Below are 17,044 nucleotides of genomic sequence, written 5' to 3' on the forward strand. Positions count from 1 at the left end.
GCGCATGAGTACTTTCACCAGTCCCGTTCCGCTGCCCGGTCCCGACGCGGTCGCTCCCGGCATCTACTGGGAGATCTACCCGATGCCGATGTTCGTCACGCTGCCCGCCCGCGACCTGGAGGCGTCGAAGGACTTCTGGATCCGCGGCCTCGGGTTCGCCGACCTCTTCTCCGCGCCGGGTGGGCAGGTGACCCATCTGCGGCGGTGGGCGTTCCAGGACGTGCTGCTGGTGCCCGGCGTACCGGCCGCCTCGCCGGCTGTGCAGAGCGTCAGCTTCGCCGCTGTGCTGAGCGAGCTGTCCGAGATCACCGTGCGGTGCGAGGAGCTCGTGCCGGGGTGCACGTCCGGACCCGAGGTGAAGCCGTGGAACTCGGTCGAGCTGACCGTGAGCACCCCGGAGAACGCGCGAGTGACGATGACGGCCGCACGGCCCTTGGACCCGGCCGGTCCGGAGGCCGCGAATCTGCGCGCGCTCGGGATTCCGCTTTGACAGACTGACGCGGGTGAGTTCACCCGATGCCGAGGAGCTGACGGTCGGCCAGGCGGCGGCGCTGGTCGGCCTCAGCGTCCGGACCCTGCACCACTGGGACGCCGTCGGCCTGGTCCGGCCGAGCGAGCGTACGCCGGCCGGCTACCGGGTCTACTCCGCCGACGACGTCGCGCGGATCCACCGCGTCCTCGTGTACCGCGAGCTCGGCCTCCCGCTCGCCGAGATCGGCCGCATCCTCGACGACCCGGCCGCGGACGCGCGCGAGCACCTGCGGCGGCAGCGCGCCCAGCTCACCGAGCGGATCTCGCACCTGCGGACGATGGTCGACGCCGTCGACCGCATGCTCGCCGCCTCGAACTCGGGGCTGCGACTGACGCCCCAGGAGCAGGTCGAGATCTTCGGCACCGACTGGCGGCCCGAGTGGGTCCAGGAGGCCGAGGACCGCTGGGGCGACACCAAGCAGTGGACGCAGTACGTCGAGCGCACGAGCGGACTGACTCCCGACGACTGGCGCAGGGTCGCCGCTGACACCGAAGCGCTCAACGCCGACCTGGTCGCGGCTCACCGCGCGGGCGTCGTACCAGGCTCTGTCGAGGCGAACGCCTTGGCCGAACGCCATCGGACGTCGTTCTCCCGGTACTTCGACTGCACTCCGGCGATGCACGCTTGCTTGGCCAGGACGTTCGTCAGCGAGCCCGACTACGTCAACTACTTCAACTCCCTGTCCCCGGGCCTCGCCGACTGGCTGCACGCGGTCATCTTCGCCAACACCGCCGCGCACGGCGTCGACCCGGACACGGCAACGTGGTCCTGAAAGTCTTCAGGAATCGGCCAGCCAGGCCATCAGGCGGCCTTGCGACCAGCAGCGGCCGACGGCCTCGGTCCGCAGCGTCGAGGCCTCGAAAACCGCCAGTCCGATGATGCTGTGGCCAGACGCGCGGCGATCGCCCAGCGTCGGGACGGCCGGCGCAACGCCGACACCCTCGACGGACACCCAGGCGACGGGCCGGTCGGTGGCCGCTTCGTCGAGGCGGTGCAGGAACCGCAGCCGTTCCTCGATCGACAACCGCGACAGCGCCCACGTAGTGGTGACGACAGGCAGGGCATCCTTGGGCACCCGACTCAAGGCCTCGGGCAGCATCTCGACGACGTCGCCCTGGACCAACTCAGGCGGTGCCGAGGTCGCCAACGCCAGCTCCGCTTCGAGCCGCGCGAGCTTCTCCGGCTGGTCCGGTGGCACGCAGGCGCGCAGCCAGCGCGACTCCTCCGGGTCGGTCACGTCGACCGGATCCACGTCGACACCGATCCGCGTCACTACCTCGGGCATCGCCCGCGTCGGGAGTGCACGGTCGCCGACGACCGAACAGGTCAACTGCACAGGGGACGTCTCGTCGCCCAGGTACTGCCCGTTGCTGTAGGCGATCCCGACCCGATCAACCGTCAGATTCAACCCGGCCGAACACCCCACGTCGATCAACCCGACCGCCCTCCCGTCGGCCACCTGAGCGACCGCCGGGTACAGCACGGCTCCTCGCCCACCCTCGTTGCCCCGCACCACCCGCCGCCCAGCAATTCCCGCCACGTCGTCGGCCGACCGAACCAACGTCTCGACAGCTACCCCCACCGCGTCATCACCGCCCGCGGCGTAGGCCGCGGCTAGTGCGGGTGACTGGCCGGAGAGGGCGAGGTCATGGAGGGCGGCGAGGATGAGCGCCGGCTGCCGCTTGCGGGCCGGTGCCTGCTCGATCGCACGGAGTGCCTCGTCCGACTCGCTCACCGCCACCGCGATCCGCGCGTACAGCGGCGAGGCCTTCGCGGCGTCCCCCTCACCGAAGCGTCGGTAGACCTCCGCCGGCCGACCGGCCACTACGAGGCGTCCAGCTTGGCGATCAACGTCTTCGGAGCGATCTGCCGGTACGCGCCCTCGACCAGATCCTCCAGGTGCTCCCAGTCGACCTCGTCCACGTCCAGGTACACCCCGAGCCACCCGCGATGACCGACGTACGGCGGCCGGTAGAAGTGCTCGGGATCCTCCTCCACCAACGACTCCTGCACCCCCGGCGGCGCCGCGCACCACAACCCGACCCGGTCGTCGTGGTGCTGGTTCGCGAACATCACGAACACCTTCTTGTCCCGCACGAACCACGTCGGTTCGCCGTGGCTCAGCCGCTCCGTCGTCTCCGGCAGTGCCAGACAGAGTGCTCGCAGCCGTTCCAGCGACTCCATGTGTCCTCCCTCAACCACGTGGTCCCGGCGTCACCACACCGGCTTCGTACGCGAAGACCACGGCCTGAGCGCGGTCCCGCAGGTCCAGCTTGGACAGGATGCTGCTCACATGCGACTTCACAGTCTGCTCCGCCAACACGAGCTCCGCCGCGATCTGCCGGTTCGACAGTCCGCGCGCGACCTGACGCAGTACGTCGGTCTCACGCGGCGTCAGCCGGGCCGGAGCGATCGGCACGACCGGCTGCACCCGCGCGAAGTCCTCGACCAGGCGACGCGTCACCGAAGGGGCCAGCAACGCATCACCGGCCGCCACCACGCGGACCGCACTCGCCAACTCGTCCGGCGTCGAGTGCTTCAGCAGAAACCCGCTCGCCCCGGCTCGCAGGGCGGCGTACACGTAGTCGTCCAGGTCGAACGTGGTGAGCATGACAACGCGAGGTGAGGTCTCCGGCGCAGCATCCGCGACGATCCGGCGGGTGGCCGCGAGTCCGTCCAGCACAGGCATGCGTACGTCCATCAGGATCACGTCCGGCCGCAGCTCCGCCGCGAGGTCGACCGCCTCGGCGCCGTCGCCCGCCTGGCCGACGACCTCGAGATCGGGCTGCGCGTTCAGCAGCGCGCTGAACCCGGCCCGCACCATCTCCTGGTCGTCAACCACCAGCACCCGGATCGGCACTCGTCACCTCCTCGCCCAGCGGTATCGACGCCTCCACCAGATAACCGCCTTCCGGGGTCGGTCCCGTGTTCACCGTCCCATCCACGAGTGCCACCCGCTCCCGCATCCCCATCAACCCGAGCCCACTGCCCGGGCTCGACGGCTCGTCCGACCGCGCCGGGCCGTTCTGTACTCGCACCAGGAGCTCGTCGCGGTCGCGCCGTACCGTCACCTGTACGTCGGACTTGGGCGCATGCCGCACCGCATTGCTCAGGGCCTCCTGCACGACCCGGTACGCGGTCAACTCGACCGCCGGGTCGAGACCGGTCGGCACCTCCTCGTCGAGCCGCACATCCACCCCGGCCCGCCGCGTGCTAGCCACCAACCCGGACAACTCCCCCAACCCCGGCACCGGCCCAAGCTCCCCCACCTCCGACCTCCCATCCAGGTGCCCGCCGGGGTGATCGCCTGGGTGGTTGGCTGGGTGGCTGCTGGAGTGGTTGGCGGGGTGGCTGCTCGGGTGATCGCCTAGATGGTCGGCGGGGTGGTTGCTGGGGTGGTCGCGGAGGAGGCGGAGGACCCGCCGCATCTCGGCCAGTGACGCCCGCGCCGCGCCGGCGATCTCCGCAAACTCGTCCTGTACGTCGTCCGGCAGCCTCGCCAGCCGATGCGGCGCACTGTCCGCCCGGACCACCACGACGGACAGGTGGTGCGCGACAACATCGTGCAGTTCCCGCGCGATCCGGGCCCGCTCCTGCAGCCGCTCGCGCTCGGCACGTTCCTCCTTGCTGATGCCCTCCTGCTGAGCCAGCCGCCGCCGCGTCTCCCCCCGCGACCGCAGCAACTCACCAACCACCCCAGCCACGCCGGACAGCACCGCCATGACGAACAGGCCACCCCAGCCACCACGTTCAGGTGCACTGGCGACCGCCACCAGCCCGAGCACCTGAATGGCGATCCACCACAGCAACAACTCGTTCCGGCCCAGTCCGCGCGCACCGGCGATCGCCAGGACGAACGACGTACCGAACGCCGACGTGGTCGCCCACGGCCACGGCTCACTCGGCGCGACCGGCACGGTCACCGCGGCGGCGATCGCCGTGACGAGCAGGGATCCCACGAGCGCGGCCCGTGGATGCAGCCACACAAGCGCCAAGCTCAGCGCCCGGGCAAGACCCAGCGCGAGGACCGCCCCGACCGCCACCTGATAGTGCTGGGTCAGATCCAGCACGGTCAGGACCTCGAGCGCAGCGACCCCGAGGCCGGCGACCCAGGCCCACCGCCCGCGCGGCCACTCGTCTGCGGTCACGTTCGCGACCCTAGTCGGTCCGGAGTCACAACTGCTGGACCCACGACCAGATCAGCAACAGCCCGCTCGCACACACCGCGATAGTTGCCAAAAGCACCCAGCGTCGATGCAGGCCAACGTGCAACCACCTGATGCCGTGCAACGCGAACACCAGCCCGAACACGATCGGCACCGAGAGCCCCGCATGCACGACCCAAGCCCCAGCCTTGGTCGGCCCACCCCAAGTCCCGGCACCGTACGGCCCGTCCACCACGAACCCGAAGAACGGCCCCCGCACAACAGCCATCACCAGCAACCCCACCAGAAACCAACTCACCACCCCCAGCACCGAACTAACCAACCCAACCCCAAACAACCTCCCCACCCCTCCTCTACCTTCAGCTGAGGCCGGTTGCTCTGACGTACCGCCGTCGCCCGTGATCGCGTCGGCCATCATGCGGACGCCGAGCGGCAGCAGGCGGACGTCGTACCGGATGGACCGGAGCAGACGGGCCGGGAGCGATCGGCGCCCGGATAGCGGTCGGGATGCGCGGGGCAATGTGTCCGTCATGGCCTCTCCTCAGGTCTCGATTTCTGAGATCGAGGCTAGAAACCAGCGGTGCTCGGGACATCCGGCCGGAGAGCGAACCGGCACCCCGTACGCCGGTAGGGGTGCGATGTGATCCAGCTCACAGTGACCATGGTCCGTGTTACAGCGTTACACGGTCAGTGCCGGACGGCGTGCACGGCTCAGTGCACACCTGGGTGCCCGACGGTGCGAGCGCCCCGCCGCGCCCGACAGGAGGTTCGGACCACATGCGCATTCGGAACCTGGTGGTGACCGCCACGCTGATTCCGGTCTTGATGCTCGCCGGGTGCGGAAACGACGGCTCATCGGACATCGCTGCCTCGACGCCTGGGGCGAAGAAGGCCTCCAAGGACGGGCTCACCGAGCAGGTCGGCAGCGCCGGCCGGTCCGACCCGGTCGTCGACGCGTACTACGACTACCGGGTCGCCCTCGACACGATGATGCGCAGCGGCGGCCGGAAGACGAGGCAACTCGCACCGGTGATGACGCCGAACCTGTTCACCGCGATCAGCGTGCAGGCGAAGTACTACCGCACGAAGAAGCTGCGCAACGTCGGCGCCACCAAGGTGCTGTGGGCGAAACGCACGATCGCATCCAGCGGCGTCCTCGTCAGCGCGTGCTATGACACCACAGCCGCCCGCACCGTCAACTCCCGCGGCCGCTCAGTCCTCCCGAACACCACCCCCACCCGCTGGCTAGACCAAATGCGCGTCCAGCAACTCCAAGGCCGCTGGGTAGTAGACGGCGGCACCACCACCCCCAACGCCTGCTAACCCACCGCCGCTGACCCACCCGCGGCCGCCGTGCGTACACACGCACCGCCCAACCCTCGCTCGGACGTGTGCCCGGCCGAACCCCTTGTGCGAACCCAGCCCACCCCCGGCACGCACGCTTGACCCCGACCCCGCCCCACGCGTGGCGGACCCCGTCCCAGCGAACGCTCACTCGGCTTGACCACCAGCGCGTTCGATTGCACGTCGGGTCGTCGTACCAGCTCTACCCGTTGGACGTCCGGCTCGTTGCCTGTGGGCACACCTCGCGGGCCGGAAGGTGCAGCAGCGCGGAGGGACCAGGTCTCCGCGCTGCTGCGTACCCCTCACGCGTGGCGCACCATCTGCCGCAACATGGCCTCCACCGCATCGCGAAGCTCGTCGTCGTGCTCCGGTCCCGACCAGACCACAACGCACCCCTTGTCGCCCAACTTGCTGGCAACCAACTCCCGAGCCGGCGTCGGATCCCCCTGGTTCAGTACGACGACCAGCCGCCGACCGTCGCGCTGCAACCGCTCGAGCAGCGGCGGCAACGTCGAGCCGCGGAACACGCCAGGGTCGCTCTTCACCTTCGTCTCGATCATCACGCCACGCCCGCGCACAACCAGCAGGTAGTCGGCACGGTCCCGGGTGAACTCGCGGTCGTGGTAGATCCGCGCCTTCGGCCAGAGCCGCTGCAGCGCCGCGTCGACCTCGGCGTCGTACCGCGCCGCCAGCCGGCTCACCCGCGAGCTCGTCCCGCGCGGCCGGAACGCCTCCGGTGTACGCCGTCCAGTACGCCGCCGCCCGAACAGCGGCGCCAACCAACGCCCCAACCTCGTGTCGATCATCGGCGGACCCCTCGACCTAGCCGGCACTTACCCCCAGTCTCCCCACCCCGCCGCCACACCCAACCGCCCCCACCCCGATCGTGATCCCACCTCCACAAACCGCAACCAGGTCCACCGGAACTAACCCCGTTCGCGAGGTCCGCACGCCCATGGGCCGGACAGCAAGCAGCCCGCAGGCGACCGGAGTCACCCACGGGCTGCGTGGGAGTCTGTCAGCTGTTCTTGATGGCGGAGACCTCGATCTCGAGGGTGACCTTCTCGCTCACCAGGACGCCGCCGGTCTCCAGGGCAGCGTTCCAGTTCACGCCGTAGTCCTTGCGGTTGATCACGACCGAACCCTCGAGCCCGACCCGCTGGTTCCCGTACGGGTCCGTCGCCGAGCCGGTGAACTCGAACGGGATCTCGACCGACTTCGTCACGCCGCGCACCGTCAGGTCGCCGACCACGGTGAACTCCGCGTCGTCGTCCTGCTTGATCGCGGTGGACACGAACGTGATCTCGGCGTGGTTGTCCATGTCGAGGAAGTCGTTGCTGCGCAGATGGTCGTCCCGCTGACCGTTGCGCGTGTCGATGCTCTTGGCCTGGATGGTCACCCGCCCGGACGAGTTCGCCGGGTTCTCCCCGTCGAGGTGGATGGTCCCCTCGAACTCGTTGAAGGACCCCCGCACCTTCGTCACCATCGCGTGCCGGGCGACGAACCCGACCCGGCTGTGCGCGGTGTCGATCGTGTAGTCACCGCTCAGAGCGGCGTACTCGCTGGCCATGTGGACTGCTACCTCCAGAGAATCGCATAGTTGAAGTTTGCATAGTCCACTTTTCACCTAAAGCGCCCGAATGTCCACTCCGGGTGTCCGCCTGTCAGGACGACGCCCCGGCAGTTGCCATCAGCAACGGACGTATTTCGGTTGCGGGTACGGCGGCCGGGCGGGTGTGATGTGTGGTCGAAGGATCGGAGGACCGTCGTGCAACCGCTCAGCGTCGAGGAGATCAGGCGCTCGTTCGTCAACTCGTCCAAGAGCCTGGTCAAGGCCATGACGCTGCCCCGGGGATTCCCCGAGCTCCCCTGGGAGTCGCTGGACTACCTCGGCTGGCGTGATCCGAAGGCGCCCAACCGCGCCTACCTCGTCGTCCGCCGCGACACGGGTGTCACCGGAATCGCGCTGAACACCCAGGCGACCGTGAAGCCGCGGCGCGGGACCGGGCTGTGCGACCTGTGCTACACCGCGCACCAGGTCACCGACGTGGCGTTGTTCGCGGCCCGGCGCGCCGGTTCGGCCGGCCGGGACGGCAACACCGTCGGCTTGTACATCTGCGCCGACCTGGCCTGCTCGCTCTATCTGCGCGGCCTCCGCGAGCTCGACGTACCGCAGGGCGAGACCTCGGCACCCGAGGTCCGGGCCGAGCGGCTGAACGCCCGACTTGAAGGATTCGTAAATCGCGTCCTCGGATGAGCGTCCGGAGTGGGTACCTGGAACTACGCTGGAGTCAGCGGCAGTCCACACGGGCGAAGGGAGCGCGAGTCGCGATGACGGAGTTCAGAATCACGCACGAGATCCACGAGGTACATCCGGACATCCGCGAGAAGCTCACCGCCACGACCATCGAGGCCATCAACGAGTCCAGCGCACGCTCCGCCGAGGACGCCGCCCTGGTACTGCGCCACAAGCTCGGTGAGATCGGCGTCAGCATGAGCGAAGCGGCCTGTCTGGCGGCCATCGAGCGCATCCGCTCCGGCAAACAGCTCCGCTTCGAGATCGAACGCGAGACCGTTCCCGAGCCGGAGTAGCTGCGCGACCCACCAACGGCCTCCGTCAGGAAGCCGTCGTCGCGTACTGTGCCAGGTCCTCAGCGGTGAAGAGGGCCTGGAGGGTTAGACCTGCGTCGGTGAGCGATTCGGGTGTGCCCTGGTTGCGGTTGATGACGCACAGGACGTCGGTGATCTGCGCGCCCTGAGCCCGCAGTTGCTCGGTGGACAGGACGACCTGACCTCCGGTCGTGATCACGTCCTCGACCACGGTCACGCGCCGGCCGGCCGTCTGCGCGCCTTCGGCGAGCCGCCGCGTCCCGTACGGCTTGGCCTGCTTCCGGACGAACGCACACGGCAACCCGGTACGGCGCCCGAGTGCGGTCACCACCGGGATCCCGCCGAGCTCCAACCCCGCCAGCACCTCGGTCTCCGCCTGCACCAACGGCACCATCGCCGCCGCGATCGCATCCAGCAACAGCGGATCCGCCTCGAACCTGTACTTGTCGAAGTACTCCGCCGCCACCTGCCCCGACCGCAGGACGAACTCCCCGGTCAGGTGCGCGGTCGCGTAGACCCCGCCTCCCCAGCTCCGCAATCTCCACGCCCGCACCCTACCGACGCAGGCCCTTCGCCTTCTCACCATGCACGACCCCAGGTTCAAACGTTTCCTCGAATCACCCCGCCTGGCGTTGGCTCGGGTGGTCCGGCACCGGAAGCAGCCGCCGGAAGTCCTCGGCCGAGATGATCGGGATGTCGAAGTAACGAGCAGCTCGAGCCTTGACGGACAGACTGTCGACATCGGCCGCAACGACGAACGTGGTGTCAGGCCGGACGGCCTCCTGAGGTACGAACCCAGCGGCAACGGCCCGGTCCCACCACACCTCGCGCGGCTCGACCATGTCTCCGGTGAACACCAGCGTGCTCCCCGGTGGAAACCCTTGGGCCCCCGGCCGCGCCGGTACGACGTACCGCCCGGAGCTCGCCCGCAGCAGAGCGTTGTCCACGTCGGACACACGATGCCCGAGCATCACCGCGACCTGGTCGAGATCGCTGCGCTGATCGGCCGTGATCTCACCATCGCTCCAGGAGGCCTCGGCCAACGAGGACACGTAGTACCGATGCAGGTCCTGGACCTGGGACCGGGTCAGCCCGAGCTCGGTCGCCACCTGGACGAGTTGGTCGGCGTCGGCCGCGGTGATCTCGCGGTTCGCGAGGATCCCGTCGAGCAGAGCCAGGTACGAGTCGGCCTGCGGCGGCTCGGGAACCCGCGGCAACTGATCGACGATCCGGCTCATCCACCCGTGCCGGCCACCCGCGTGCACAGGCCGCACCGTCGGCGTGAACTCACCCGCCGGCAGGGCGGGCCACGGCAGCCGCCGCACCTCCTCGTAGGCCCATTGCCAAGGCGGCGGTGACGGAAAGGCCTGTAAATACTGGGCGAACAGCTGCGCCGTCGCCCGGGTGTCCGCCAGCGCCGAGTGCCAGCCCTCGATCGAGATCCCGGCCGCCGCACAACACGCGCCGAGCGTCCGTTTGGCTCCCGGATACAGATAACCGGCCAGCGCCATCGTGCACATCGACCGCTCGGTGATCAGGGGCACGGCGTACCCGAGCCGGCCGAACTCGGCGCGCAGGAACCCCAGGTCGAACTCGACGTTGTGCCCGACAACCATCCGCCCCGCGAGCAACCCACCGAGCTCACGCGCGGCGTCACCGAACTCGGGCGCGGCCAGCACGTCGGCGGTCAGGATCCCGTGGATGTGCTGCGGGCCCAGGTCGCGTTGGGGATTGAGCAACGTCACCCACTCGTGCTCCACCTGTCCGCGCGCGTCCAGCAGCACCACGGCGATCTCGATCACCCGGTGCCGATGGCTCGGCAGCAAACCGGTCGTCTCGGTGTCGATGACGGCGTACATCCTCGGCGCCTCCTCCGGCTCGGTGACCGACCCGGAACAACCCAATCACACACCGCCGACAGTTTTATTCGGCCGGAACGTCGACCGCGATCTCCTCGCCCAACCGGGCCCCGTGCGACAGCTGGAGGTCGTCACCGCTCCAGAACCGCCCCGGGTCGTACCAGTTCGGCGACCGGCCGTGCAGCAGGCCCATCTCCTCGTACGTCACCGCCACCACCTCGGCGCAGTACGCCGACTCGAGCTCGAGCTCCCGCGATCCGCGCCGGAACGCCGGGATCCGGCCACGGGCCCACCGTGACGCCAGCCGGGCCGTCGACGGGAACGGCGTACCGTCCAGGCGCGCGATCGTGCGCAGTGCGGCGTTCTCCAGCTCCCGCGTCACGGGATGGTCCAGCTGACGCAACCAGGCCCGTTGACCGTACTTCCGCGCCCAGACGAGCACCGCGTCCCGCAGGTCGTGCAGCTGCACACCGCGGTGATGCGTACCGGTCCACATGTCCGGCAGGGACCGGCCGAGCTCGGCGTGCCACATCAGCGGCGGCAAATCTTCGATGACGACCGCCATCCCGACGTGGTTGACGGGGCTGTTCGTGGTCAGCTGAATGGCCCGGTCGGCCGCGCTTCCACCGCGGAACAGCCAAATGTCACCTGTTCGTGTCAGTTCCGTAGCGTCATCCAGCGAAATCCGGCTCTCCACGTCGCTAGGTTAGTCGCCATGAAGGTATGGAAGGTCGTAGGACTTGCGGGGCTCGTCGGCGTGGCCGCGACGGGCGTGGTGATCGCGCGGGGCGAGCGGAAGCGCCGCGCGTACACGCCGGAAGAGGTACGCGACCGTCTCAAGACCCGGGTCAAGGAAGCAGCGAACGCCTAGACCCCGGTCCGGCATCCAGCGGCCGGGCGTGGGTGGTACGCCGTAACTCGGTGGTACGGCGGACACCACCGCACGCCCGGCCGTTGTCGTCCCTTGCACGAGGCAGGAACGCCCTAGCGCGCCTCAAAGGTTGTGAAGAGCAACCTTTTCCAGGCGGCCGGACGTGATCGTCGCGGTCTGGTAGGTGCAGAACGGCTGGCGGCGGCGATCGGTCGGCGAGCCCGGATTCAGCAGGCGCAGACCGCCCGCGTTGGTCGTGTCCCACGGGATGTGGCTGTGGCCGAACACCAGCACGTCCACCCCCGGGTACGCCTTCTCGCACCGCTCCTCGCGTCCCTTGGCGGACCCGGTCTCGTGCACGACGGCGAGCGACACCCCGTCGAGCGTCACCCGGGCGACTTCGGGCAGCCGGGCACGCAACTCCGGCCCGTCGTTGTTGCCCCAGCACCCGATCAATCGGGCCGCACGAGCTTCCAACTCGTCCAGCAGCGCCACACTGACCCAGTCGCCGGCATGGATCACCACATCGGCCTGGTCGATCGCGTCCCACACCTGGTCAGGCAATTTCTTCGCACGGACCGGCAGATGGGTGTCCGAGATCAGCACCAGGCGCATGCGCCCACTCTCTACGCCTTCAGTGCCTCGATCAACTCCTTCTCCTTCGCCGGGCTCAGACCAGCCTTCCGCTCGCGATCAAGCCCGAGCTCAAGCTCCCACGCCAGCGTGTCCTCCAGGAACTCCCGCCGGGGCCGATGCGTCAGCCCGGCCGCCCGCGCCGCGGCACCGCTCCGGCTCGACCAGCCCTCGTACCCGGGCTCGGTCAGCCACATGGCGAGCGACTCCGGGCCCATGTACTGCTCGACCTTCCGCTCCTCCAGCCACTCCTTCGGCGCAAGCACCACGGGCCCCGTGTGTCCGCCGACCTCGCGCGCCAACTCGATCCACTCCCCGAACGGCACGACCGGACCGAACGTGTCGAACGTCCCGGTCCGTCCCTCGGTGGCGTTGTCCAGCAACCACGACGCGAGATCCCGGACATCGATCACCGACGTATCCAGCTCCGGAGTGTCGGGCACGAGCAGCGGATCCTCCGGCGCTCGGGCAGCCCGCGCCACCCACGCGCCGGCGCGGTCGCTGCGGTCTCCCGGGCCTCCGATCAGCCCGGCGCGCGCGATCACCAGCCGGTCCCCGACGGCGTCGATCGACGCGAGCTCGCAGGCGACCTTGGCCTCGCCGTACTGCTCCCGGTCGACCACGTCGAGCTCGGTCGGCGTCCGCAGTACGGCGGACTCGTCGGCCCCTGGCGTGTCGTACTTCTCGTAGGCGTTGTTCGACGAAATGTACGTCCAGTGCTTGGCCTTCGGACCGAACGCGGCTAGCGCGCCGCGGACGAACCCCGGCTGCCACGACACCTCGAATACCGCGTCCCAGTCCCGATCGGGGACAACGTCGTACGCGTCCGGGCGGCTGCGATCGGCCGCAACCAGCGTCGCGCCGGCTGCCACGTCACCGCTCTCGCCGCGGGCCACGCAGGTCACCGCATACCCCCGCGCGAGCGCCTGCGTCGCGATCTCGCGGCCCAGCCACGCGGTCCCGCCCAGCACCAGAATCTCCATGCCCGCAAGCCAATCAGGGCCCACCGACAAAACCCCAGCCGGTCTGCTGACGGCAGAAGGCGGAAACCCCTTGCGGTTCTGCGGATCCAGGAGCAGCCTCGAAGCAGAAGGCAACCGCGAGTGGGGGCCGTGGGCACAGGGGGAACAATGGCTTTCGTACAGATCATCGAGTACCGCACGTCCAAACCGGACGAGGTGGCGGCGCTCAGCGAGGAATTCACCAAGAGCAGGATGGCGGCGGGTGACGGGCCGTCGCCGACACGTGAGCTCACCGGCGCCGACCGAGACCAGCCGGGGCGGTACTTCGCCGTCGTCGAGTTCGCGTCCTACGAAGAGGCGATGGAGAACTCGAACCGCGCCGACACGAGTGAGTACGCGGCGAAACTGATGGAGCTGTGCGACGGGGAGCCGACGTTCTACAACCTCGACGTGGTGCACAGCGAGGACTTCAGCTGACCGACAGACCCTCGGGCCCAGCCGCTACCGCGAGTCCGGCTGGGTCCGAGTCATGCCTGGGGCGCGGTGGATCGCAGCGGATGCTTGGGACCGGGTCCGCGGCGCCGGACCCGGTCCGGCTCAGCGGAACACCCGGTACGACGACCAGCCGCTCGGTGGCGGACCGCCGGACGAACCGCCGCCGCGCTCCTGGTGCAGTGGGTCGGGGTCCTGTGGCTCGGGGGCGGAGTGCAGATCCGGCCAAGGTCTCGGCGGGAGGGTCTCGCGAGGTGGCAGTTTCAGATCGGGATCGGGGCCCTGCTCCTCGTCGATCCACTCGACGACGGTGGCGCCGCCGTGGCCGTGGATCGCGACGACGGACTCGATGCCGTCCCAGACCGTGGTCGTCGGATAGTCGCCGTACCAGCGGAGCGCGACCGCGCCGTCGGTGAACTGGACGCCCTCGGCGACGGGCCCGGTGCCGCTCACACCGGAGACGTCATGATGGCGGATCAGCCGGAAGCGACGAGACGTCATTTCGGGGCTACCTCCCAGAGCCGTTCGCCCGGCAGCGCACGGTCCGGGCCGGGGTCGGTGTCGGGGACCGGATCACTGGTCACGCGCAGGCCGGCGAACCGGCGCGACATGGCGGCGGCGTAGCGCTCGGCCACCTCGGCCTCCGCCCGGTAGTCCGCGACGACGTGGTCCCCGAACCACACCCGTACGCGGCGACGTTGAGGAACAGGGTCGGACATCTCAATGCACCCGCCTAGCCGGCCGGGGCGTTCCCATCAGCAGCGACAACGAACGACGTTTCACACCGATCACTTCCACTTCCCTGTGGGGATGGGTTCACTCGTAGTGACGGAGCCCACAACGCTTCATGACGCGATTCCCGCAGAACTTTTCGGGACCCTGTCCTCCGGCATCGCCCCGCGCGACCTCCGCGTCGCGCTCTACTAGGCCGTCCGCGACCTCCTCGACGGCACCACCGGCCGCGCCGTATCCCGCGAGTCCAAGGGCCTCCGCACGGACCTCGTCATCGACCCCACAACCGACCGCTACTCAGTCACCACCCGAACCACCCCGACGCTCCACCCACCCGCTAACGAACCCAAGCCCGCCACGCGTCCACATCAGGCGCATCCAACGTCGTACCAGCCGGGAAGGTGCGAGCACCGACCCCCGGCAGGTACGCCGCCTTCAGCAAGGACAGGGCGTGGCTGAGGACGAGCGCGACCTCGGGACGATCCGCGGACAACTCGTCGAAGACGGCACGCGCTTCTCGAGCCTGCGCCTCCTCGTCCCTCGCCCCAACAAGCCGAACCTCGACCACAACCGCGTACCGATCAATCGCCGAGACATCGTCCGGCTCCGGATCAGGCTCGCTGTAAGTATTCGGCTCGACCACGATCACCAGATCGCCGCCCGCCGTACGCGCCTTCCCACGAAAGAGAAACTCCTCCGCACCCAACTCCGGGTCCCCCACCCCCTCCAACCGCAACGCCCGCCCCACCCAACCAACCGTCTCCTCCAACGACTCACCCGCAGCTACGAAGACCTCATCGGTAGTCGACATCACCGCACGACCCAGGCACGCCAGCTGTCGAGGTCGGGCGCGTCGAGGGAGGTGCGTGCGGGGAACGTGTGCACTCCAGCGCCAGGGAGGTACGACGCCACGATCCACGACATCGCGTGGCTGAGGACCAACGCGACCGCCGGCTGCGTCGCGGCCAACTCATCAAAGACCGCACGCGCCTCCCGCGCCTGTGCCTCTTCCTCCCTGATCCCAACCAGGCGTACGTCGACCACCGCGTCGTACTTGTCAATCGCCGACACGTCCTCCGGCTCCGGTTCAGCCTCCCCATAGATGTTCGCCCCCACCACGAGCTGAACCTTCCCCTCAACAGTTCGCGCCCGCCCCCGAAAGAAGTGCTGCCCCTCCTTCAGCTCCGGATCATCGATCCGCTCCAGAGCAAGGGCGCCCGCCAGCCACTCGGCCGTCTTGTCGAGCGACTTGCCCGTGGCCATGAAGATGCTGTCGCTGGTGGACATCACTGCTCCTTCTTGTAGGTGACGAATCGCCCGTCACCGAGAATGACATGAACCACAGCCGCAAGAGGTTTGCCTGGCTGACCGCACGCCCGGCGGAACGACCGCCACGCTACTTCCTCAGACACACCGGGCGGGCGACCGTCGATCACGATCTCGTCCGCCTGCTCACTGGCCTCGTGCATCAGCCGCTTCACTGCGTTCGACGTACCGCTTTCTGGGGTCTTGAACTCGACGACGACTCCCTCGCCATGACGACTCTTCCTCACCATGACGTCCGGATTCTTCAGACCGTCCTCGGTGTGGTCCGCAATCAGGGCGTCGACTCGCCATCCTTCCTCGGCGAGCCGGTCGGCGATCGCCCGCTCCTTCGGTACGAACGAGTCCAGGGGGTCGTGGACGCCGGGGGTGAAGTCGGGGCCGAGGGGGCGGTTGTCGAAGGCTGGGTCGAAGGCGGTGGGGGCTTCTCGGGAGTTGCGTTTTAGGACGGCGGCGGGTGGGAGGGGCGGGAGGTTGATGTCTACCGTGATTGGGGTGGGAGCCTCGTCGGGGTAGTTGAAGGTGGCTTCTATGTGGGTGGGGGTGATGGTTAGGTGGGCGTGGTCCCAGGGGGCGTCGGTTGAGTCCGACATTGCTGCCAGGAGGCGTTGGAGCTGGTCGGTCAGGTCTACTTCGATGGCGTGGTCGGCGGTGGCTTGGTGTTCGTGGTGTTCACGGGCTTTGAGGTCCTTGTCGGATTCTTCTTCGATGACGAGGTCGCCGGTTTCGGTGACGGTGATCTCCAGCTCGATCGGGTCGTCGCGAGGTTCTTCGTCCTTCTCGTGGTCCTTGCGGAACTTCTCGAAGGCTTTGCGGGCGACCGTGATCAGAGGTGGTTCGTCATCGTCGTCCTCGGGGAGGTCGACGTCGTCGTAGCGGGCGGTGAGGCGTTTGGTGCGGCCGCGGAGGTCGCGTTCGGCGACGTCGCCGGTTCCGCCGGTCGCCTTGTTGCGGTCGGCGGAGTCGCTTGACGGACGGTCCGTCGTACGGGGTGAGCCGACGAGGCGCTCCGCCCAGGCCCGGGCCTTCGGCGGTGCCAGGGACAGGTAGTGGGCGGCGGCTTCGCAGGCGCGGGCGGCCGCGTCGAGTTGCTGGGCGGCGACCGTTGCCCGGCCGTGGGACGCCATCAGGGCGACCTGGGCGTTCTCGCGGCAGCGGTCCGCGGTGCGCTGCAGGTGCTGGACCACCTGCGGCACCTCGTCGAGGCAGTCGACCAGACCGCGCGCGACCCGCTGCAGGTCGGAGACCATCTAGATCTGGTCGGCGTAGCTCTTGCATCCGGCCGAGGCGATCTCCAGGGCCTCGGCGGCTTGCTCGACGGCCTTGCCGGCCGCGTCCAGGATCTCCGAGATGTCCCGGTCGACGCCGGTCGCCGTACCGGCGATCAGGCTCTCCACCTGCTGGCTGTGCTGGGTGAAGCGCAGCTTGAACCCGGCCAGGCCGCCGGCCGCCTGCTTGGCCTCCATCGAGACCTGGTGCAGCTGTTCTTTGAGCCGCTGTACATCGGACACCATGACCCT

The 17,044-nt window shown here is 68.9% G+C and carries 25 protein-coding genes; 7 read left to right on the forward strand and 18 right to left on the reverse strand.

From position 1 onward, the window contains the following. Nucleotides 1-4: 4 nt before the first annotated feature. Nucleotides 5-490, forward strand: a complete 486-nt coding sequence (locus tag ACQPYZ_RS22970) for a VOC family protein (protein WP_433159558.1) — start codon at nt 5-7, stop codon at nt 488-490. Nucleotides 491-503: 13 nt separating this feature from the next. Continuing rightward, nucleotides 504-1,304 carry a MerR family transcriptional regulator gene (locus ACQPYZ_RS22975; protein WP_433159561.1) on the forward strand — a complete coding sequence of 267 codons (801 nt, stop codon included), beginning with the start codon at nt 504-506 and terminating at the stop codon, nt 1,302-1,304. A 6-nt stretch (nt 1,305-1,310) separates the two neighbouring features. Here ACQPYZ_RS22975 and ACQPYZ_RS22980 read toward each other — a convergent pair whose 3' ends face one another. From ACQPYZ_RS22980 to ACQPYZ_RS23000, 5 genes are read right to left on the reverse strand one after another with little or no spacing between them, the layout of a single operon-like run. Next, nucleotides 1,311-2,357, reverse strand: coding sequence for a DUF2332 domain-containing protein (locus tag ACQPYZ_RS22980; protein ID WP_433159564.1), 1,047 nt, complete (start codon nt 2,355-2,357; stop codon nt 1,311-1,313). Next, on the reverse strand, nt 2,357-2,716 hold the full coding sequence (locus ACQPYZ_RS22985; RefSeq protein ID WP_433159567.1) for an MmcQ/YjbR family DNA-binding protein: 360 nt from the start codon (nt 2,714-2,716) through the stop codon (nt 2,357-2,359). The genes ACQPYZ_RS22980 and ACQPYZ_RS22985 overlap by 1 nt, the downstream gene beginning before the upstream one ends. Before the next feature lie 10 nt (nt 2,717-2,726). After that, nucleotides 2,727-3,392 carry a response regulator gene (locus ACQPYZ_RS22990; RefSeq protein ID WP_433159569.1) on the reverse strand — a complete coding sequence of 222 codons (666 nt, stop codon included), beginning with the start codon at nt 3,390-3,392 and terminating at the stop codon, nt 2,727-2,729. After that, nucleotides 3,367-4,680, reverse strand: coding sequence for a histidine kinase (locus tag ACQPYZ_RS22995; protein ID WP_433159572.1), 1,314 nt, complete (start codon nt 4,678-4,680; stop codon nt 3,367-3,369). Before ACQPYZ_RS22995 ends, ACQPYZ_RS22990 begins: the two co-directional genes overlap by 26 nt. A 25-nt stretch (nt 4,681-4,705) precedes the next feature. Next, a complete protein-coding gene (locus tag ACQPYZ_RS23000; RefSeq protein WP_433159575.1) occupies nt 4,706-4,966 on the reverse strand; it encodes a hypothetical protein in 261 nt (86 codons plus the stop codon). A 509-nt stretch (nt 4,967-5,475) separates the two neighbouring features. On the opposite strand from ACQPYZ_RS23000, the gene ACQPYZ_RS23005 reads away from it, so the two are divergent. Further along, the gene (locus ACQPYZ_RS23005) at nt 5,476-6,021 is read left to right on the forward strand and encodes a hypothetical protein (protein ID WP_433159577.1); all 546 of its coding nucleotides are present in this window, start codon (nt 5,476-5,478) and stop codon (nt 6,019-6,021) included. 323 nt (nt 6,022-6,344) lie between these two features. Here the strand turns inward: ACQPYZ_RS23005 and ACQPYZ_RS23010 are convergent, their stop codons facing one another. Together ACQPYZ_RS23010 and ACQPYZ_RS23015 are read right to left on the reverse strand one after the other, a co-directional pair. After that, nucleotides 6,345-6,848: a hypothetical protein gene (locus ACQPYZ_RS23010; protein ID WP_433159580.1), complete on the reverse strand. Its 504-nt coding sequence runs from the start codon at nt 6,846-6,848 to the stop codon at nt 6,345-6,347. 212 nt (nt 6,849-7,060) lie between these two features. After that, the gene (locus ACQPYZ_RS23015; protein WP_433159583.1) at nt 7,061-7,612 is read right to left on the reverse strand and encodes a YceI family protein; all 552 of its coding nucleotides are present in this window, start codon (nt 7,610-7,612) and stop codon (nt 7,061-7,063) included. 198 nt (nt 7,613-7,810) lie between these two features. Between ACQPYZ_RS23015 and ACQPYZ_RS23020 the strand changes: the two genes are divergently transcribed. Continuing rightward, nucleotides 7,811-8,299: an FBP domain-containing protein gene (locus ACQPYZ_RS23020; RefSeq protein ID WP_433159586.1), complete on the forward strand. Its 489-nt coding sequence runs from the start codon at nt 7,811-7,813 to the stop codon at nt 8,297-8,299. A gap of 74 nt (nt 8,300-8,373) precedes the next feature. Continuing rightward, nucleotides 8,374-8,634: a hypothetical protein gene (locus ACQPYZ_RS23025; protein WP_433159588.1), complete on the forward strand. Its 261-nt coding sequence runs from the start codon at nt 8,374-8,376 to the stop codon at nt 8,632-8,634. Nucleotides 8,635-8,659: 25 nt separating this feature from the next. Here ACQPYZ_RS23025 and pyrE read toward each other — a convergent pair whose 3' ends face one another. The 3 genes from pyrE to ACQPYZ_RS23040 all read right to left on the reverse strand — a co-directional run bounded on the left by pyrE (nt 8,660) and on the right by ACQPYZ_RS23040 (nt 11,076). Further along, entirely contained in the window at nt 8,660-9,190 is a 531-nt protein-coding gene (gene pyrE, locus ACQPYZ_RS23030) for an orotate phosphoribosyltransferase (RefSeq protein WP_433159591.1), read from the reverse strand. A gap of 79 nt (nt 9,191-9,269) precedes the next feature. Next, on the reverse strand, nt 9,270-10,511 hold the full coding sequence (locus ACQPYZ_RS23035; protein WP_433159594.1) for an exonuclease domain-containing protein: 1,242 nt from the start codon (nt 10,509-10,511) through the stop codon (nt 9,270-9,272). Nucleotides 10,512-10,575: 64 nt separating this feature from the next. Continuing rightward, entirely contained in the window at nt 10,576-11,076 is a 501-nt protein-coding gene (locus tag ACQPYZ_RS23040; protein WP_433159596.1) for a hypothetical protein, read from the reverse strand. 150 nt (nt 11,077-11,226) lie between these two features. Between ACQPYZ_RS23040 and ACQPYZ_RS23045 the strand changes: the two genes are divergently transcribed. Then, on the forward strand, nt 11,227-11,382 hold the full coding sequence (locus tag ACQPYZ_RS23045; protein ID WP_165546543.1) for a hypothetical protein: 156 nt from the start codon (nt 11,227-11,229) through the stop codon (nt 11,380-11,382). Between the two features lie 123 nt (nt 11,383-11,505). Here ACQPYZ_RS23045 and ACQPYZ_RS23050 read toward each other — a convergent pair whose 3' ends face one another. Together ACQPYZ_RS23050 and ACQPYZ_RS23055 are read right to left on the reverse strand one after the other, a co-directional pair. Beyond that, complete coding sequence (locus ACQPYZ_RS23050) at nt 11,506-11,997, reverse strand: metallophosphoesterase family protein (RefSeq protein ID WP_433159599.1); 492 nt, start codon at nt 11,995-11,997, stop codon at nt 11,506-11,508. Nucleotides 11,998-12,008: 11 nt separating this feature from the next. Next, nucleotides 12,009-12,998 carry an oxidoreductase gene (locus tag ACQPYZ_RS23055; protein WP_433159601.1) on the reverse strand — a complete coding sequence of 330 codons (990 nt, stop codon included), beginning with the start codon at nt 12,996-12,998 and terminating at the stop codon, nt 12,009-12,011. Between the two features lie 147 nt (nt 12,999-13,145). Here ACQPYZ_RS23055 and ACQPYZ_RS23060 point away from each other — a divergent pair, with 147 nt between their 5' ends. After that, nucleotides 13,146-13,454, forward strand: a complete 309-nt coding sequence (locus ACQPYZ_RS23060; protein WP_433159604.1) for a hypothetical protein — start codon at nt 13,146-13,148, stop codon at nt 13,452-13,454. 120 nt (nt 13,455-13,574) lie between these two features. On the opposite strand, the gene ACQPYZ_RS23065 is transcribed toward ACQPYZ_RS23060, so the two are convergent. The 6 genes from ACQPYZ_RS23065 to ACQPYZ_RS23090 all read right to left on the reverse strand — a co-directional run bounded on the left by ACQPYZ_RS23065 (nt 13,575) and on the right by ACQPYZ_RS23090 (nt 17,038). After that, nucleotides 13,575-13,970, reverse strand: a complete 396-nt coding sequence (locus ACQPYZ_RS23065) for a hypothetical protein (protein ID WP_433159606.1) — start codon at nt 13,968-13,970, stop codon at nt 13,575-13,577. Further along, on the reverse strand, nt 13,967-14,188 hold the full coding sequence (locus tag ACQPYZ_RS23070; protein WP_433159608.1) for a hypothetical protein: 222 nt from the start codon (nt 14,186-14,188) through the stop codon (nt 13,967-13,969). The genes ACQPYZ_RS23065 and ACQPYZ_RS23070 overlap by 4 nt, the downstream gene beginning before the upstream one ends. A gap of 350 nt (nt 14,189-14,538) precedes the next feature. Beyond that, entirely contained in the window at nt 14,539-15,012 is a 474-nt protein-coding gene (locus ACQPYZ_RS23075) for a hypothetical protein (protein ID WP_433159611.1), read from the reverse strand. After that, a complete protein-coding gene (locus tag ACQPYZ_RS23080) occupies nt 15,012-15,488 on the reverse strand; it encodes a hypothetical protein (protein ID WP_433159613.1) in 477 nt (158 codons plus the stop codon). Before ACQPYZ_RS23080 ends, ACQPYZ_RS23075 begins: the two co-directional genes overlap by 1 nt. Further along, entirely contained in the window at nt 15,488-16,774 is a 1,287-nt protein-coding gene (locus ACQPYZ_RS23085) for a hypothetical protein (protein ID WP_433159615.1), read from the reverse strand. The genes ACQPYZ_RS23080 and ACQPYZ_RS23085 overlap by 1 nt, the downstream gene beginning before the upstream one ends. Beyond that, a complete protein-coding gene (locus ACQPYZ_RS23090) occupies nt 16,775-17,038 on the reverse strand; it encodes a hypothetical protein (protein ID WP_433159618.1) in 264 nt (87 codons plus the stop codon). It lies immediately after the preceding gene. Nucleotides 17,039-17,044: the final 6 nt, after the last annotated feature.

The sequence above is a fragment of the Kribbella sp. CA-247076 genome (genome assembly GCF_050942445.1).
In the GTDB taxonomy this organism is placed as follows: domain Bacteria; phylum Actinomycetota; class Actinomycetes; order Propionibacteriales; family Kribbellaceae; genus Kribbella.

Coding starts and splice junctions, on each gene's coding strand:
- ACQPYZ_RS23015 (WP_433159583.1), bottom strand. CDS start 7,612: ATGGCCAGCGAGTACGCCGCTCTGAGCGGTGACTACACGATCGACACC.
- ACQPYZ_RS23000 (WP_433159575.1), bottom strand. CDS start 4,966: ATGGCTGTTGTGCGGGGGCCGTTCTTCGGGTTCGTGGTGGACGGGCCG.
- ACQPYZ_RS22985 (WP_433159567.1), bottom strand. CDS start 2,716: ATGGAGTCGCTGGAACGGCTGCGAGCACTCTGTCTGGCACTGCCGGAG.
- ACQPYZ_RS23025 (WP_433159588.1), top strand. CDS start 8,374: ATGACGGAGTTCAGAATCACGCACGAGATCCACGAGGTACATCCGGAC.
- ACQPYZ_RS23040 (WP_433159596.1), bottom strand. CDS start 11,076: ATGGCGGTCGTCATCGAAGATTTGCCGCCGCTGATGTGGCACGCCGAG.
- ACQPYZ_RS23045 (WP_165546543.1), top strand. CDS start 11,227: ATGAAGGTATGGAAGGTCGTAGGACTTGCGGGGCTCGTCGGCGTGGCC.
- ACQPYZ_RS23075 (WP_433159611.1), bottom strand. CDS start 15,012: ATGTCGACTACCGATGAGGTCTTCGTAGCTGCGGGTGAGTCGTTGGAG.
- ACQPYZ_RS22970 (WP_433159558.1), top strand. CDS start 5: ATGAGTACTTTCACCAGTCCCGTTCCGCTGCCCGGTCCCGACGCGGTC.
- ACQPYZ_RS23050 (WP_433159599.1), bottom strand. CDS start 11,997: ATGCGCCTGGTGCTGATCTCGGACACCCATCTGCCGGTCCGTGCGAAG.
- ACQPYZ_RS23065 (WP_433159606.1), bottom strand. CDS start 13,970: ATGACGTCTCGTCGCTTCCGGCTGATCCGCCATCATGACGTCTCCGGT.
- ACQPYZ_RS23070 (WP_433159608.1), bottom strand. CDS start 14,188: ATGTCCGACCCTGTTCCTCAACGTCGCCGCGTACGGGTGTGGTTCGGG.
- ACQPYZ_RS23085 (WP_433159615.1), bottom strand. CDS start 16,774: ATGGTCTCCGACCTGCAGCGGGTCGCGCGCGGTCTGGTCGACTGCCTC.
- ACQPYZ_RS23005 (WP_433159577.1), top strand. CDS start 5,476: ATGCGCATTCGGAACCTGGTGGTGACCGCCACGCTGATTCCGGTCTTG.
- ACQPYZ_RS23080 (WP_433159613.1), bottom strand. CDS start 15,488: ATGTCCACCAGCGACAGCATCTTCATGGCCACGGGCAAGTCGCTCGAC.
- ACQPYZ_RS23055 (WP_433159601.1), bottom strand. CDS start 12,998: ATGGAGATTCTGGTGCTGGGCGGGACCGCGTGGCTGGGCCGCGAGATC.
- ACQPYZ_RS23035 (WP_433159594.1), bottom strand. CDS start 10,511: ATGTACGCCGTCATCGACACCGAGACGACCGGTTTGCTGCCGAGCCAT.
- ACQPYZ_RS23010 (WP_433159580.1), bottom strand. CDS start 6,848: ATGATCGACACGAGGTTGGGGCGTTGGTTGGCGCCGCTGTTCGGGCGG.
- ACQPYZ_RS23060 (WP_433159604.1), top strand. CDS start 13,146: ATGGCTTTCGTACAGATCATCGAGTACCGCACGTCCAAACCGGACGAG.
- ACQPYZ_RS23090 (WP_433159618.1), bottom strand. CDS start 17,038: ATGGTGTCCGATGTACAGCGGCTCAAAGAACAGCTGCACCAGGTCTCG.